Origin of the sequence: Gordonia oleivorans (genome assembly GCF_040044975.1) — a bacterium.
In the GTDB taxonomy this organism is placed as follows: domain Bacteria; phylum Actinomycetota; class Actinomycetes; order Mycobacteriales; family Mycobacteriaceae; genus Gordonia; species Gordonia oleivorans.
In genome coordinates this window covers 502,976-517,827 of record NZ_JBDZDI010000002.1, presented here as the reverse complement: position 1 = coordinate 517,827, position 14,852 = coordinate 502,976, and the positions used below count along the sequence as shown (strand labels likewise).

The following is a 14,852-nucleotide window of genomic DNA, read 5'->3' as shown; positions in this document are numbered from 1 at the left end:
GTCATCGGGTGCTGCTCGCTTCCGGGGTGCCGTGTTCGACGCTGTGGTTCGGACCGGGCTGTTCGGGAGCTCCGGAGGCGACACCGACCGAGGCCGGATCGGCCGTCACGTCGGTGGACGCGGGCTCCGACGCGGTGGTGTCGGCGGCCAGCGCGTCGTGCACCACGGTCGCGGTGGTCACCCCGATCCCGGGGACCTGCGCGATGTCGTCGACCGTTGCCTCGCGCAGGCGCGCCACCGAGCCGAAGTGGGTGACCAACGCGTTGCGCCGGGTACGGCCGAGACCGGGCACGCCGTCGAGGACCGACTCGGTCATCCGTCTGCTGCGCTTGCTGCGATGGAAGGTGATCGCGAACCGGTGCGCCTCGTCACGGACCCGTTGTAGCAGGAAGAGCGCTTCGCTCGACCGTGGCAGGATCACCGGTTCGTCGTCGCCGGGAACCCAGATCTCCTCGAGTCTCTTGGCCAGACCGATGACCGCGACGTCGGTGACGCCGAGTTCGTCGAGGACCGCTGCGGCGGCATGCACCTGCGGCGCGCCACCGTCGACGACGAAAAGGTTGGGCGGATAGGCGAAACGCCTGGGCTTGTGGGTATCCGGGTCGATCACCTGCGACGCGACACCCTGCTCCTGATCGGCTCGATGCCGCAGGAAACGACGCCGGGTGACCTCGGCGATGGAGGCCACGTCGTCGGAGTGGCCTTCCCCGGCCGCCTCGCGGATGGAGTAGTGGCGGTAGTCCGACTTGCGGGGCAGTCCGTCCTCGAACACCACCAGCGACGCGACCACGTCGGTCCCCTGCACGTGGCTGATGTCCACGCATTCGATGCGCAGCGGCGCCTGATCGAGGCCGAGGCCCTCCTGGAGTTCGGTCAACGCCGCCGAACGTGTGGTGAGATCACCCGCGCGACGTAATTTGTGCTGCGCCAGGGCCTCTGACGCGTTGCGTTCGACCGTCTCGAACAGGGCTTTCTTGTCACCGCGCTGCGGCACCCGCAGGCTGACCCTGCTGCCACGCAGGTCGGAGAGGAACTCGGTGAGTTCGTCGACCTCGGCGGGCACGGCGGGGACCAGCACTTCACGCGGCACCGACTCCCCGCGGGCACGGTCGGAACCGACGGATACCGTCGCGTCGAGATCGACCTGCGCACCATAGAACTGGGTGAGGAACTGCCCGACCTGCTCGCCGAGCGAATCGTCGTCGGATTTCTCCACCACCCATCCCCGTTCACCGCGGACACGTCCGTCTCGCACGTGGAAGATCTGCACCGACACCTCGAGGTCGTCGCCGACCATGGCGATGATGTCGGCATCGGTGCCGTCACCGAGGACCACCGCCTGCTTCTCCATCGCCCGCCGCATGGCACCGAGGTCATCCCGCAGGCGGGCCGCGCGTTCGAAGTCGAGTTCTGTTGCCGCCGCGGTCATCTCGCGCTCCAGACGCTTCATCATCTGGTCGGTACGGCCGGCGAGGAAGTCACAGAAATCGTCGACGATCTCGCGGTGTTCGGCAGCGGAGACCCGCCCGATACAAGGCGCAGCACACTTGTCGATATAGCCGAGCAGGCACGGGCGATCGATCTGTCGGTGACGTTTGAACACCCCGTTCGAGCATGTCCGCGCGGGGAAGACCCGCGTGAGAAGGTCGACGGTCTCCCGGATGGCCCAGGCATGTGAGTACGGCCCGAAATAGCGCACGCCGCGTCGCCGGGGACCGCGGTAGACGAACAGCCGCGGATACTCCTCGTTGAGGGTGACCGCGAGCATCGGATAACTCTTGTCGTCGCGGTAACGGACGTTGAAGCGCGGATCGAACTCCTTGATCCAGTTGTACTCGAGCTGGAGCGCCTCGACCTCGGTGCCGACGACGGTCCACTCCACCGACGCAGCCGTCGTCACCATCTGCCGGGTGCGTGGATGCAGCGACACGATGTCGGCAAAGTAGGAGGTCAGCCGTGACCGCAGATTCTTGGCCTTACCGACGTAGATGACCCGCCCGTGGGTATCGCGGAACTTGTAGACGCCGGGATCGGTGGGAATCGTCCCGGGCGCGGGACGGTAGGTACTCGGGTCGGCCACTCCTCCAGGCTAGTCGTCCGTCCCGACAGGCGAGGCGCTCACTCGTCGCACGGGCCCCGACAGCCGGGTCGCGGCCTGCCCATCCCCCGGTCGAGCAGCCCGTCCGCCGGCCGAGCGTCTTCATGCCCATCGATCGCGCACCCTTGATTCCTTGACTGAGACCCCTCATCCCGCCGGCCGAGACCCATCCATAGTTCGCCGGCCGAGACCCGTCATTCGTTGCTCGAGCCCCCAGATTGTTGGTCGAGCCCATAATTCGTTGGTCGAGCCGCTATCCCGTCGGTCGAGCCCGCATCCCGCCGGTCGAACACCTTCATCCCGCAGGTCGAGCCCCTCATCCCGCAGGTCGAACACCTCTATCCCGCCGGTCGAGCCGGTGAGGAGCGCTAGCGACGAACCGTGTCGAGACCCGGTGACACAAGGCTGGAAATAGCCAGCACCCCAACCACATTCACGCATCCACACCCTGTGGATAGAAAATACTTACGAGTCTTGATGCGGGTGACTATAATAGAACACATACGCCACAACGGCCTTCTCGGGGGAGGTGACATCAGCATGACAGACACCACCGACAGTCCCATGTCACGACCACTGCAGCTGATGCATCAACTCTCCGAGATCTTGGACGAGTTGGCCGCCACTCCGATGACCGCCTGCTCCGACCTCGAGGTCGTCGAGGCGGCGAAACTGTCCGAACAGATCGCCACCCGCACCCACTTCCAGGGCGACCGGGCGATCCTGGAAATCTCGGATCGTGGTGTGCACCGCAAAGTCGGCAAAGTCAGCCTGTCGAACTTCCTGAACTACGATCTGCGGATCGCGCAACCCACCATGCGCATCGCCCATATGAAGGCCACCGCCCGATTCCACGGTTTGACCGGACAACCCGAGGAACCGAAATTCCCGACGCTGTCGGCCGCGTATGAGAAGGGTCTGATCGGTCACACTCACCTGTCGGCAGCGTTGGAAGCCCTGGACAACATCCCGAGCGCCGTACCCCATGACAAGAAGGTCGCCGCCGAAGCCACCCTCGGGTGAGAAAGCCACCGAACACATCCCCGCCGACATCACCAAGATGGGTGCCCGAATTCTGGCGCACCTCGACCCCGACGGGCAGTTGGTGGAGGAGAAGGAACGCCAACAGCGTCGCAACCTGTGGATCAACCAGTCCCGTGTCGATGGGATGGCGAAACTCAACGGGCACCTCCCCCCGATCACCCGAGCGCTGTGGGACACCATGCTGGACGCCTGGGCCAAGCCCGGGATGAACAACTTGCACGATCCGGAATCGCCGACCGGCGCGATCGGTGACGCCGACCCCGACATCCTCGCGGCGGCGGTCAAACGTGACGATCGTTCCCAAGCCCAACGCAACCACGATGCCATGCAAGTGTTGTTGGTGTCGGCGATGAAAGAAGGAGTCCTCGGCAAAACGCATCGGGGTTTGCCGGTCGCGTTGATCATCAAAACCTTCCTGCAAGATCTGCTCGCCGGCGCCGGGTATGCCACCACCGCCTCAGGCTCCACCATTCCCATCCCGGACTTGCTGAGTGCGCTGGGTGACATCAAAGACCCCAACGATCTGCAGCAGTTCCTGGCGGTGTTCTCCGACGCCATCGACCTCCCCCTGTATCTCGGGCGGTCCCGCCGCCTGGCATCCACCGAGCAGCGGATCGCGTCGTTCTCCCGCACCGGCGGTGAGGTGTGCTCCTTCCCCGGCTGCGGACAACCCGCCTCCCACTCGGAAATGCATCACGCCAAAGAGGACTGGGCCAACGGCGGGAAAACCGACATCACCGATCTGGCGCCGGCGTGCGGGCCGCACAACCGGATGGTCGGCCCCAACCCTGGGCAGTACACCACCGGCATCTACGAAGACGGCCCCCTCGCCGGTCGGTGCTGGTGGCAACTCAACGCCGCACCCGGCATGCCCGACAACCCGAAGATCGTCAACGACCATCCCGACATCACCGCCCTCTACGAGCAGAAACTCGACCAGATCCGCGACCAGCTCCACCGCGACCACACCACCAGCGGCACTGATAGTGATACCGGCGCAACCGAACCCGACCTCGAAGCGGTCGATGCCGAAGCGGTCGATGCCGAAGCGGTCGATGCCGAAACTGCTGACATCGAAGCTGACGCCGCTGACGCTGACGTGAATGGTGAGGCCGAGTCGGTCGATTCCGACGCCACCGCCGGAGACCTCGACGACTCGGCAAGTTCGGACGCTGACAGCGAGTCCGACCACGAGGACGCGGCACCGACTGTCGGGGCCGAAACCTTGTCAGATCGCGGTCTTTCGAAGGATCATCCGGCTCCGACCGCCGACTCGACCACCGTCGACAGCATCGACATCGAAGACAGCATCGACCAGGACCACGAGTCCGGCGTCGCTGACCAACCCGAACCAGCCGTCGACGAATACGATTCAGGCGCAGCCCATTCCGATCCGGTCGAACCCAGGCCGCCCGATCAGCGGGACGGGCCCGACGCCGCAGGCGACAAGCACCCCGACAAACCTGGTGTCACCGACACCGGGGAGATCGACCTGGTCATCTTCGACGGAGACGGTGTCCCGATCACCGACGATCCCGACGACCCAGCCACCGCTGCCGGGCTCGATCGTGCCTCGCGCACCCGGATTCGTGTCCGCGACACGACCACCGAAAGTCAGGCACGCGAGCGCCGCATCCGTGATGGCGGCATCCGTACCAGCGACGCCGACCGCGAACGTGAGCTCGAGGAACTGGCCGCCATCGGCATGAACCCTCGCAACAGCCGCATCGAACGTGTCCTGGCAGCCCGGCTTCACTACCGGCTCGACACCTCCTGAACCAGCCCGCCCAGGCGGACCGGTGCTCCACGGGCGGCCGAAGCGTGCGCTCGATCAGCGGTGTGGTGTACCCGCAGCCGACCGAACCGCCACAAGCAGTTGCGAACGATTGTCCTCGGGCCCGTCGGCAGCCCGGCCATGCTCGCGCAGGATTCGGCGCGCTCCGTCGATCTCGCAGACCCATCCGGTGCGCTCAAAATTCTCGACGATTCCAGGGTCCGGGTGCCACATGGCACTCACGTCGGCGAACGGACCGCCGGGCGCATGTGCTGAGGGGCGGCGCAGTGTCGCACCCACGCGCGAACCCGGCACCGAGACGGCACTGATCGAGTCGATGACGGAGAACACCACGTCGTCGGTCAGGTAAACGAAGAGACCCTCGGCGAGCCAACAGATCCGGCGATCCGTGCGCAATCCGGCACTACACAGTTCTTCGGTCCATGACTCGGTGAGATCCGCCGCGACCACCTGCCGTACCGTCTTACGTGGTGGTCGGTACTGGTGTACCAGTTCATTCTTGACGTCGATCACCTGTGGTCGATCGAGTTCGAAGATGACGCATTCCGAACCCAGATCCAACCGGAACGCACGCGCGTCGAGTCCTGCACCCAGGATCACGAACTGAGTGATCCCGGCGGCGGCCGCCCGACGGCAGACATCGTCGAGAAACAGAGTGCGTCCGACGATGGACTGGTACATCGCGACGCGCTCGCCCGCCGTGTCATCGGCACCGTCGTCCCAGCGCGCCGCCTCCGTCTGCACCTCGTCGAACATGCTCGTGGCCAAGGGATCTGTGAAGAGTGCGTCCCTCCGCCGCGACTCGACCGCTCGGACGTAGGCTACGCCGAGTGCGGTCTGTCCGACGGCGTCGAGATCGGTCATCCTCGGCGGTAGCGCTGCTCGATCTGGCGATACCGTTCCATCGCGGCGACGGCGCGCTCGCCATCCCCCGCCTGGATCGCGAGGACGGGCACGTGCTCATCCGCAGGAAGCTCGAGTTGGCCACCAAAACCCTTGTCGGGATAGGTCAATCCACGAACCTGATCCCAGGTGAAGAGTCGCTCGGTGGCCAGATTGCGGACCGACACCCCGCTCCTGCCCACTCGCAGCCGAGGTCTGGTGAGCAACATGCACGCACCGGCGATCACGATGCCGATGGTGATCACGGCGGCCTGATCCGACCAGCCGATGTTATCGGGGCCGGTGTTGGAGATGGTCAGCAACAGCCCGAAGGTGATGTGGATGATCAGGACCACGACGGCGGCCGCGACCGCGATCACCGCGAGTCGACGCGAACGATAGTCCATGTCCCACTCCGCCTCAGCATCGGAGTCGCCGGTCATCTTGGTACGTCCAGGGTTTCGGGCCACATCACTCACGACGAGACGCCGGTACGCAACGAGCGCAGGGTCAGTGCCGACGCCAACGCCGCAGTGGTGGCCTGAGCTCCCTTGTCCTCCTTGGAATCCGGGAGTCCGGCCCTGTCGAGGGCCTGTTGTTCGGTGTTGGTGGTGAGCACACCGTTGCCGACCGGTGTCGACTCGTCCAACGAGACACGGGTCAGACCGGCGGTGACGGCGTCGCAGACGTAGTCGAAATGCGGTGTCTCACCCTTGATCACGACACCGAGGGCGACCACGGCGTCGTGGGTTCGGGCCAGTGCCTGCACGATCACGGGCAGTTCGATCGCCCCGGCGACGTGCACGATCGTGGGGTCGGTCACGCCATGCTGCTCGGCTGCACGAACAGCTCCGTCGAGCAGGGCGCGGCAGATCGTGTCATGCCACTGCGAGGAGACGATCGCCAGTCGTAGTGCGCCCGCATCGCCGAGGTCGAGCGTGGGTTCGCCGTGGCCGCTCACGCCAGATCCCCGTCCCCGGCCGCCGCCGGCGCGTCCCAGGTGTCCAGTCCGGTCAGATCGTGACCCATCCGGTCACGTTTGGTCTGCAGGTAACGCAGGTTCTCCTTGTTGGCGCGTACCGGCATCGGGACCCGCTCGACGATCTGCAGTCCGTAGCCGTCCAGGCCGACACGCTTGGCCGGATTATTGGTGAGCAGACGCATCGACGACACACCGAGATCGACAAGGATCTGAGCGCCGAGACCGTAGTCGCGGGAGTCGGCGGGCAGGCCGAGTTGCAGATTGGCGTCGACGGTGTCGGAGCCGGCGTCCTGCAGCTGATAGGCCTGCAGCTTGTGCAGCAGACCGATGCCACGACCCTCATGGCCGCGCATGTAGAGGACGATGCCGCGTCCCTCGTCGGCGACCATCTCCATTGCGGCGTCGAGTTGCGGACCGCAATCGCAGCGCAGTGAGCCGAACACGTCACCGGTGAGACACTCCGAGTGCACCCGCACCAGCACATCGCTGCCGGTGCCGTCCTCGCCGGCGATGTCGCCCTTGACGAGCGCGACGTGCTCGACGTCGTCGTGGATGCTGGTGTAGCCCACGGCCCGGAAGTCCCCGTGGCGGGTGGGGATTCGCGCATCGGCGACACGGACGACGTGCTTCTCGTGACGGCGACGCCAGGCGATGAGGTCGGCGATCGAGATCAGTGCGAGGTCATGTTCGTCGGCGAAGATCCGGAGCTCGTCGGTCTGGGCCATCGCGCCTTCGTCCTTCTGCGACACGATCTCGCAGATGACACCGGCGGGGGTGAGCCCGGCCAGTCGGGCCAGGTCGACCGCGGCTTCGGTGTGGCCGGGACGGCGCAGCACGCCGCCCTCCTTCGCACGCAAGGGCACGACGTGACCCGGCCGGGTGAAGTCCGCGGGCCCTGTCGTCGGGTCGGCGAGCAGGCGCATCGTGACCGAACGGTCGGCGGCGCTGATACCGGTACCGATGCCCTCCTTCGCGTCGACGGTGACGGTGTAGGCGGTGCCGTGCTTGTCCTGATTGATCGAGTACATCGGCGGCAGACCGAGCCGATCGCAGTCCTCACCGTCGAGCGGGACACACAGATACCCGGAGGTGTAGCGCACCATGAACGCCACCAACTCGGGAGTGGCCTTCTCCGCGGCGAAGATCAGGTCGCCCTCGTTCTCGCGGTCCTCGTCGTCGACCACGACGACCGCCTTGCCCGCGGCGATATCGGCGATCGCACGCTCGACGGTGTCGAGTTGGACTCTCTCGGTTGTGGTGTCACTCATCAGTTCGCCTCTGTCTTGCTCTGGTGTTCGGTCTTCGTGCTCTGGGCGCTCTGCAGTCGCTCAACGTATTTCGCGATGACATCGACTTCGAGGTTGACCACAGCGCCCACCGATGCGGTACCCAGATTCGTTTCCTGCAACGTCGTCGGGATCAGCGAAATTTCGAACCAGTCACCGGTGTCGTCGACGCCGACGGCGGACACGGTCAGCGACACCCCGTCGACGGTGATCGACCCCTTCTCGACGAGGTAGCGACTCAGATGCGGATCCATGCCGATCCGTACGACCGTCCAGTTCTCCGACGGGCTGATGGCCCGGATGGTGCCGGTGCCGTCCACATGTCCCTGGACGATGTGCCCACCGAATCGGCCGCCCGCGGGCATGGCGCGTTCCAGGTTGACGGGACTGCCGGGTTCGAGTCGGTCCAGCGAACTGCGGCGCAGGGTTTCGGCCATCACGTCGACGGTGAACTTCTCGTCGTCGTATTCGACCACCGTCAGACAGACACCGTTGACGGCGATGGAGTCGCCGAATCCCGCGTCGGAGGTGACCAGCGGGCCACGGATGGTGAGTCGGGCGGCGTCGGTGAGGTCGTCACGACCGACGAGTGAACCCAATTCTTCGACGATGCCGGTGAACACCTGCTCCTCCTGTCGACTCTCGCTCGGGAGCGGACAGGACGGCGCCGGTCGCCGTCATGTTCTCTCGCATCCGGACTGTGACCGTCGGCTCCGGAATCACACCGGAATCTGCTGACCCCGTCGGTGAGACGGGCGCTCGCGGGCTCGGTGCCGCAACTGCGACGCCATCACCGCCGGTGGGGACTTTCACCCCGCCCCGAGAACGTACGACATCGACGCTAGCACGTGGGAAAACGCCGAACCAGTACGCCGGTCCACTTACGGTTCTCGCCGGGGTGGGGCGGGTAACATCACGCCGTGGATTCTGCCGGGCCGCCAACGTCGGCCCGGCACTCGAGAAGGGCAACGCGAACATGGCCGATTCCAGTACGACGACGTCTCCCGGTGCGTCGCGACGCTCCCCCGGAAACGTGATTGCCGGACTGCTGAAACGCTTTTGGCTCCCGCTGATCCTGATTGTTGCCGCGGTGATCTTCATCGCCCAGAACACCCAGCATGTCAGCGTCGACTTCCTGTTTCTGCAGATCAGTTCCTGGCTGTGGTTGATCCTCACGATCGTTGCCGTCGGCGGGGTGCTCGCCGGGTGGATTCTGGGCCGCAACGGAGCGCGGAAGAAGTCGGACTGACACCGGCGGGCTTCGTCGTGAGGCGGCCCGGACCGGATCGGTGCGATGACTCAGTTCGGCAACCGCGGGGAACGGCAGGTCAGCAGGATGTCGTCGCCCAGTCGTTCGATTCCGTCGAGTCGCAGTCGGGTCGCATCCGACAGGGTGGTGACCGCGTCGCTGTGCACCGCTGACGCCCCGGCACCGAGGACGGTCGGGGCGAGGTAGGCCTCCACCTCGTCGACGAGGCCGGCGTCGAGGAATGCCCCGATGATTCGGGGACCGCCCTCCACGAGCACCCAGGTGGTGTCATCGAGTGCGGCGAGGACCTGCTCCGGGTCGTGGGTGTGGACGTGGCGGAACTCGCCGAACGGACGGCTGATCGCCGCACCGTCCGGAATCTCTCTGTGCCCCATGGCAACCCGGATCGGCTGTCGGTCGGAGAGGGAGCCGTCGGGCAGGCGTGCCGTCAACGCGGGATCGTCGGCGAGCACGGTGCCGGTGCCGACGATGATGGCGTCGATCTCGGCGCGCTGCCGGTGCGCTCGGGCCCGGGCGACGCCACCGGTGATCCACTGACTCGTTCCGTCCGGGGCGGCGATGCGGCCGTCGAGGGTGGCCGCGATCTTCGCGGTCACCAGGGGCCGACCGTACTGCTGCCGGAACAGCCATCCGCGCAACGGGCCCGAACGCGCGGCCGCTTCGCCGACGGCGTCGATCACCTCGACGCCTGCGGCGCGTAGCCGGTCGGCGCCACCGGATGCGGTGGGGTTCGGATCGGCGACCGCGTAGACGACCCGACGCACGCCTGCCTCGATGAGCGCCACGGCGCACGGCCCGGTGCGGCCGGTGTGGTTGCACGGTTCGAGTGTGACCACCGCGGTCGCGCCGCGGGCGGCCTCACCCGCCGCCCGCAATGCCATCACCTCGGCGTGCGCCTCGCCGGCGCGTTGGGTGTGGCCGCGCGAGATCTCGGTGCCGTCGTCGGCGATGATGAGCGCCCCGACCGCCGGATTGGGCCGGGAGAGACTCAGCGCCAGAGACGAATACGCGATCGCGTCGGCCATCGCCGCGTCGAGGACTGTCATCGGGGGCGCCATGGCGTTCCTCGCGGCTAGTGGACGCGCGCTGCGGCGGCCTTCTCGCGGAGCGCCGCCACCGCGGCTCCGGCATCCTCGGCTCCGTAGACCGCCGACCCGGCGACGAAGCAGTCGACGCCGGCCTCGGCCGCCTCGGCGATCGTGGCGTCGGCGATGCCACCGTCGATCTCGACGAGCAGGCGCAGATCGCCGGAGTCGATGACCTTGCGGATCTCGCGGACCTTGCCGAGCACCTCGGGCATGAACTTCTGACCACCGAACCCGGGTTCCACACTCATCACGAGCAGGGTGTCGAACCCGCGCAGGATCTCCAGGTAGGGATCAAGGGGCGTGCCGGGCTTGATGGCCAGCCCGGCCTTGCCACCGGCAGCGCGGATGTCCTTGGCGACCAAGACCGGGTCGTCGGTGGCCTCCGCGTGGAAGGTGACGTTGTAGGCGCCGGCCTCGGCATACGGCGGGGCCCAGCGGCCCGGGTCCTCGATCATCAGGTGACAGTCGAGCGGGATGTCGGTGGCCTTGAGCAGGCTCTCGACGATGGGCAGCCCCAAGGTCAGGTTGGGGACGAAGTGGGCGTCCATCACGTCGACGTGCAGCCAGTCGGCGCGCGAGGAACCGGGACCGGACACGGCGGCGGCCTCGGCGGCCAGATTGGCGAAGTCGGCCGACAGGATCGACGGCGCGATCATCGGGGCAATCGGGGAACTCATGGCAGACAATTTACGCGGCCGGTGGTCGTGCGGTGGGCACCGGTCACTCGGGCAGCGTCAGGATGCGCGGTCCGTCGTCGGTGATGGCGATGGTGTGTTCGGAGTGCGCGCCGTACGAGCCGTCGGCCAACCGCAGCGTCCAGCCGTCCGGGTCGGTGACCAGCTCGTCGGTGCCCAACCCCCACCACGGTTCGAGCGCCAGGGTCATTCCGGTCGCCAGTTTCAGCCCCCGATGCGGCTTGCCGCGGTTGGGGACGTGCGGGTCCTCGTGCATCGTCTTTCCGAGACCGTGGCCACCGAAGTCGGTGTTGACCCGGTAACCGCCTCGCCGCGCGACCGCTCCGATCGCGGCGGACACGTCGCCGAGCCGATTGCCCGGCAGTGCGGCGGCGATACCGGCATCGAGGGCGGTGCGGGTGGACGCGATGAGCGTGTCGATCTCGGTGGTCGCGGTTCCGACGGGAACGGTGATCGCCGAATCGGCGACCCAGCCGTCGATCGACACGGCGAGGTCGAGGCTGAGCAGATCACCGTCGGCGAGAACGTGATCGTGCGGAAGACCGTGCAGCACAGCGTCATTGACGGACAGGCAGATGACATTGCGGAACGGCCCGCGCCCGAAGGACGGCGAGTAGTCCCAGTAGCACGACACCGCTCCCCGAGTGTCGAGCATCGTGCGCGCGTGGCGTTCGAGATCCAGCAGGTTCACGCCGGGTTCGGCGCGTGCCGCGAGTGTGTGGAGCACTTCCGCCACGAATCGGCCCGTCACCGCCATCGCGTCGATCTCTCGGGGTGACTTGAGTTCGATCATGCCGGGCAATCCTTCGGTCGTCGGTATTTCAATACCAACGTACCAGGAGCGGTAAACAAATACCGTAGGCTGGGGACATGGTCCGCATCCCCCTGACACCGGAACAGATCGAGGCAGGCTGTCGGCTCGGCGCCCTCTTGCGCTCCGAGCGCGCCGGCCGCGACCCGGAAGCCGTTGCGCGACAAGCCGGAATCTCGCCGGAAACCCTCCGCAAGATCGAGGTGGGGAGGATACCGAGTCCGAGCTTCGGGACCGTCGTGGCCATCTGCGACGCCATCGACCTGCCGATTCAGGTCGCGGTCGAGGTGTGGCGAAACGGTCCGGCAACATCCGTCGCAATGTAGTCAGGTCGCAGCCACTCCGCTGACAGCGCTCTGCCCGACGTTCACAGCGCTCTGCCCATTACCTGACAGGTCCACTCGAGCGCTGTCAGTGTGTGGGCGAGCGCTGTCAACGTTCCCGCGAGCGCTGTCAGTGGCGCGGATTCACGTGGGCGAGCGCTGTCAGTCCTTGGTGATCGCCGCGAGGAACATGGCGTCGGTGCCGTGGATGTGCGGCCACAGCTGCACATGCGGACCGTCGCCGACGTCGTCGGCACCCACCAGCGGACGCGCGTCGAGCTGCCGGGCACCGTCGACGGACGCGACGACCTCGTCGACCACGCCGGTGGTCTCGGCGGGATGCGGTGAGCAGGTCGAGTAGACGACGATGCCGCCGGGCCGGACCAGCCGCAGCGCCTCGCCCAGCAAGTCCTTCTGCAGCGCAACGAGTTCCGGCACATCACTCGGCTGCCGACGCCAGCGGGCCTCGGGGCGTCGACGCAACGAGCCCAGGCCGGTGCACGGGGCGTCGAGCAGGATGCGGTCGAAGCCGGCGGCGAGTCCGGTGTGTTCGACGATGTCGCGGGCGTCGGCCACATGCACGTCGACGGGCAGGTCGCGCACCACGCCACGGATCAGGTCGGCGCGGTGGGCGCTGACCTCGATGGCGTCGAGGTGGGCGTTGTCGATGTCGGCGATCGCGCCGATCAACGCCGCCTTGCCACCCGGTCCGGCGCACATGTCCAGCCAGCGTCCGCCGTCCTCGCCGATGTCGGCGACGGTGACCGCGCGGGCGACGAGCTGGCTGCCCTCGTCCTGCACTCCGGCGTATCCCTGCCGGATGGCCTCGACATCGCCCGGGTCGCCACCGGGGAGGTAGACGCAATACGGCGAATAGCGACCGACCTCTCCCCCGCTGGTCAACGCCAACTCCTCGGCGGTGATGAAGCCCGGACGGGCGACCAGATGCACCGGCGGGCGCTCGTCGTCGGCGGCCAACGCCGCCTGCAACTGCCCGTACGACCCGCCGAGCGCGTCGAAGAACACCTCCGCGATCCACCGCGGATGTGCGTAGCGGAACGCGAGATTGCCGAGCAGATCCTCGCTCATCGGCGGGGCGAGTTCGTCGGTCCACAGATCTTCGTCGCGTTGGGACACCTTGCGCAACACCGCATTGACGAATCCGGCCGGACCCTGCCCGTCCTCCGCACGCACCAGGTCGACCGATGTCGACACCGCCGCGTGTGCACCGATGCGGGTGCGCAACAGCTGATAGGTTCCCAGCCGCAGCACGTCGAGGAGCTTGCCGTCGATGTCGGCGACCGGACGTCCGGCAGCCGCGGCGATCACCGCGTCGAGAAGCCCCTGGGCGCGGGCGGTCCCGTAGGTCAGTTCGGTGGCCAGGGCGGCATCCCGCCCACTGATATGGCGCTCCCGCAACAACTTCGGTAACAGCAGGTTGGCGTAGGCATCACGTTCACGCACCGCGCGTAATACGTCGCGGGCGGTGACGCGGACCTGGTCGACGGCCTTGTCACGGATCTTGGGATCACCGCGGCCATCGCGTCCCGGCCCGGTGCGTCGCTGCTGGGCCCGAGGCTGGCCGCCGCGTCCGCGGCCCTGATCGCCGTACCGGTCTCCGCGTGGTCTGCTCACCCGAGCACACTCCCCTCATCCAGTCGCGCGCCGCGCGCCCAATCGGTGGCCGGCATCGGCTTCTTGCCGGGTGCCTGGACCAGCCCGAGCCGCACAGGTGCGGTGGCGGTGCCCACGTAGACGGCCTTCTTGGTCAGGTGCAGGGTTCCGGGGGCCAGCGCCTCGGGCGCCTGCGGATCGCCCGCGGTCAGGGCCACCGGGCCGAGTTTCAGCCGCACATCGCCCAGCGTCGTCCAGGGTCCCGGCGCCGGTGTGTGCGCACGGATCCGACGGTCCACGATGTGCGCGGGCAGATCCCATCGCACCGCCGCATCGTCGACCTCGACCTTGGGGGCGTGGCTGATCCCGTCGGCGGGCTGCGGTTGCGGCACCAACCGGCCCGCCTCGATGCCGCTGAGTGTGTCGGCGAGCAGGCCGGCGCCCGCCTCCGCCAGCCGGTCCAGGAGGTCGCCGCTGGTGTCGGTGGCGCGGATGGTCTCGGTGAGCACGCCGAACACCGGTCCGGTGTCGAGACCCTTCTCCAGCCGGAACGTGCTGGCGCCGGTGGTCTCGTCGCCGGCGGCGATGGCCGCCTGGACCGGGGCCGCGCCACGCCACGCCGGCAGCACCGAGAAGTGCAGATTGATCCACCCGTGGGTGGGCAGTTCCAGCAACGCCGGCGGGACCAGACCCCCGTAGGCGACGACAGCGCCCACGTCGGGGGCCCACTGCGCGAGGGTGTCGGCGACCTCCGGCTCGGACAGGCGGCGTGGGGTGAGGACGGGAATCCCGTGCGTGTCGGCGAGTTCGGCGACCGGAGCGCGACGCACCTTGCGTCCGCGACCGGACACCGCGTCGGGACGGGCGATGACGCCGACGATCTCGTGAGCGGGATCATCGATCAGCCGCTGCAGTGACGGCACCGCCACCTGCGGCGTTCCCGCGAACACGACTCTCACGTGTC

General features: G+C 67.3%; 15 protein-coding genes and 1 riboswitch. Of the genes, 4 read left to right on the top strand and 11 right to left on the bottom strand.

Features of this window, described 5'->3' with window-relative positions; all coding sequences use genetic code 11:
* Position 1: 1 nt before the first annotated feature.
* The gene (uvrC, locus tag ABLE92_RS05780) at positions 2-2,080 is read right to left on the bottom strand and encodes an excinuclease ABC subunit UvrC (RefSeq protein WP_348803718.1); all 2,079 of its coding nucleotides are present in this window, start codon (positions 2,078-2,080) and stop codon (positions 2-4) included.
* Between the two features lie 558 nt (positions 2,081-2,638).
* On the opposite strand from uvrC, the gene ABLE92_RS05775 reads away from it, so the two are divergent.
* Both ABLE92_RS05775 and ABLE92_RS05770 read left to right on the top strand, forming a co-directional pair.
* Entirely contained in the window at positions 2,639-3,121 is a 483-nt protein-coding gene (locus tag ABLE92_RS05775; protein ID WP_348803716.1) for a hypothetical protein, read from the top strand.
* Positions 3,084-4,919, top strand: a complete 1,836-nt coding sequence (locus tag ABLE92_RS05770) for a DUF222 domain-containing protein (RefSeq protein ID WP_348803715.1) — start codon at positions 3,084-3,086, stop codon at positions 4,917-4,919. The genes ABLE92_RS05775 and ABLE92_RS05770 overlap by 38 nt, the downstream gene beginning before the upstream one ends.
* Before the next feature lie 54 nt (positions 4,920-4,973).
* On the opposite strand, the gene ABLE92_RS05765 is transcribed toward ABLE92_RS05770, so the two are convergent.
* The 5 genes from ABLE92_RS05765 to ABLE92_RS05745 are packed head-to-tail and all read right to left on the bottom strand — an operon-like array spanning position 4,974 to position 8,710.
* On the bottom strand, positions 4,974-5,801 hold the full coding sequence (locus tag ABLE92_RS05765) for an SAM-dependent methyltransferase (RefSeq protein ID WP_348803714.1): 828 nt from the start codon (positions 5,799-5,801) through the stop codon (positions 4,974-4,976).
* Entirely contained in the window at positions 5,798-6,262 is a 465-nt protein-coding gene (locus ABLE92_RS05760) for a PH domain-containing protein (RefSeq protein WP_348803713.1), read from the bottom strand. Before ABLE92_RS05760 ends, ABLE92_RS05765 begins: the two co-directional genes overlap by 4 nt.
* A gap of 32 nt (positions 6,263-6,294) precedes the next feature.
* Positions 6,295-6,780, bottom strand: coding sequence for a 6,7-dimethyl-8-ribityllumazine synthase (gene ribH / locus ABLE92_RS05755; RefSeq protein WP_348803712.1), 486 nt, complete (start codon positions 6,778-6,780; stop codon positions 6,295-6,297).
* A complete protein-coding gene (locus ABLE92_RS05750; protein WP_348803710.1) occupies positions 6,777-8,069 on the bottom strand; it encodes a bifunctional 3,4-dihydroxy-2-butanone-4-phosphate synthase/GTP cyclohydrolase II in 1,293 nt (430 codons plus the stop codon). The genes ribH and ABLE92_RS05750 overlap by 4 nt, the downstream gene beginning before the upstream one ends.
* Positions 8,069-8,710, bottom strand: coding sequence for a riboflavin synthase (locus ABLE92_RS05745; protein WP_348803709.1), 642 nt, complete (start codon positions 8,708-8,710; stop codon positions 8,069-8,071). The genes ABLE92_RS05750 and ABLE92_RS05745 overlap by 1 nt, the downstream gene beginning before the upstream one ends.
* 54 nt (positions 8,711-8,764) lie before the next feature.
* A riboswitch (FMN riboswitch) is annotated at positions 8,765-8,918 on the bottom strand.
* Positions 8,919-8,985: 67 nt separating this feature from the next.
* Between ABLE92_RS05745 and ABLE92_RS05740 the strand changes: the two genes are divergently transcribed.
* Positions 8,986-9,336: a lipopolysaccharide assembly protein LapA domain-containing protein gene (locus ABLE92_RS05740; RefSeq protein WP_348803708.1), complete on the top strand. Its 351-nt coding sequence runs from the start codon at positions 8,986-8,988 to the stop codon at positions 9,334-9,336.
* A 50-nt stretch (positions 9,337-9,386) separates the two neighbouring features.
* Here the strand turns inward: ABLE92_RS05740 and ribD are convergent, their stop codons facing one another.
* The 3 genes from ribD to map are packed head-to-tail and all read right to left on the bottom strand — an operon-like array spanning position 9,387 to position 11,933.
* Positions 9,387-10,415 carry a bifunctional diaminohydroxyphosphoribosylaminopyrimidine deaminase/5-amino-6-(5-phosphoribosylamino)uracil reductase RibD gene (ribD, locus tag ABLE92_RS05735; RefSeq protein WP_348803707.1) on the bottom strand — a complete coding sequence of 343 codons (1,029 nt, stop codon included), beginning with the start codon at positions 10,413-10,415 and terminating at the stop codon, positions 9,387-9,389.
* A gap of 14 nt (positions 10,416-10,429) precedes the next feature.
* A complete protein-coding gene (rpe, locus tag ABLE92_RS05730) occupies positions 10,430-11,122 on the bottom strand; it encodes a ribulose-phosphate 3-epimerase (protein WP_348803706.1) in 693 nt (230 codons plus the stop codon).
* Positions 11,123-11,165: 43 nt separating this feature from the next.
* Positions 11,166-11,933 carry a type I methionyl aminopeptidase gene (map, locus tag ABLE92_RS05725; protein WP_348803705.1) on the bottom strand — a complete coding sequence of 256 codons (768 nt, stop codon included), beginning with the start codon at positions 11,931-11,933 and terminating at the stop codon, positions 11,166-11,168.
* Positions 11,934-12,010: 77 nt separating this feature from the next.
* Between map and ABLE92_RS05720 the strand changes: the two genes are divergently transcribed.
* Positions 12,011-12,277 carry a helix-turn-helix domain-containing protein gene (locus ABLE92_RS05720; RefSeq protein ID WP_348803703.1) on the top strand — a complete coding sequence of 89 codons (267 nt, stop codon included), beginning with the start codon at positions 12,011-12,013 and terminating at the stop codon, positions 12,275-12,277.
* Positions 12,278-12,436: 159 nt separating this feature from the next.
* Here ABLE92_RS05720 and ABLE92_RS05715 read toward each other — a convergent pair whose 3' ends face one another.
* Together ABLE92_RS05715 and fmt are read right to left on the bottom strand one after the other, a co-directional pair.
* A complete protein-coding gene (locus tag ABLE92_RS05715; RefSeq protein WP_425476174.1) occupies positions 12,437-13,909 on the bottom strand; it encodes an RsmB/NOP family class I SAM-dependent RNA methyltransferase in 1,473 nt (490 codons plus the stop codon).
* Positions 13,906-14,847 carry a methionyl-tRNA formyltransferase gene (gene fmt, locus ABLE92_RS05710; RefSeq protein WP_348803702.1) on the bottom strand — a complete coding sequence of 314 codons (942 nt, stop codon included), beginning with the start codon at positions 14,845-14,847 and terminating at the stop codon, positions 13,906-13,908. The genes ABLE92_RS05715 and fmt overlap by 4 nt, the downstream gene beginning before the upstream one ends.
* Positions 14,848-14,852: the final 5 nt, after the last annotated feature.

Coding starts and splice junctions, on each gene's coding strand:
- ABLE92_RS05765 (WP_348803714.1), bottom strand. CDS start 5,801: ATGACCGATCTCGACGCCGTCGGACAGACCGCACTCGGCGTAGCCTAC.
- ribD (WP_348803707.1), bottom strand. CDS start 10,415: ATGGCGCCCCCGATGACAGTCCTCGACGCGGCGATGGCCGACGCGATC.
- rpe (WP_348803706.1), bottom strand. CDS start 11,122: ATGAGTTCCCCGATTGCCCCGATGATCGCGCCGTCGATCCTGTCGGCC.
- ABLE92_RS05770 (WP_348803715.1), top strand. CDS start 3,084: ATGACAAGAAGGTCGCCGCCGAAGCCACCCTCGGGTGAGAAAGCCACC.
- ABLE92_RS05775 (WP_348803716.1), top strand. CDS start 2,639: ATGACAGACACCACCGACAGTCCCATGTCACGACCACTGCAGCTGATG.
- ABLE92_RS05720 (WP_348803703.1), top strand. CDS start 12,011: ATGGTCCGCATCCCCCTGACACCGGAACAGATCGAGGCAGGCTGTCGG.
- ABLE92_RS05760 (WP_348803713.1), bottom strand. CDS start 6,262: ATGACCGGCGACTCCGATGCTGAGGCGGAGTGGGACATGGACTATCGT.
- map (WP_348803705.1), bottom strand. CDS start 11,933: ATGATCGAACTCAAGTCACCCCGAGAGATCGACGCGATGGCGGTGACG.
- ABLE92_RS05750 (WP_348803710.1), bottom strand. CDS start 8,069: ATGAGTGACACCACAACCGAGAGAGTCCAACTCGACACCGTCGAGCGT.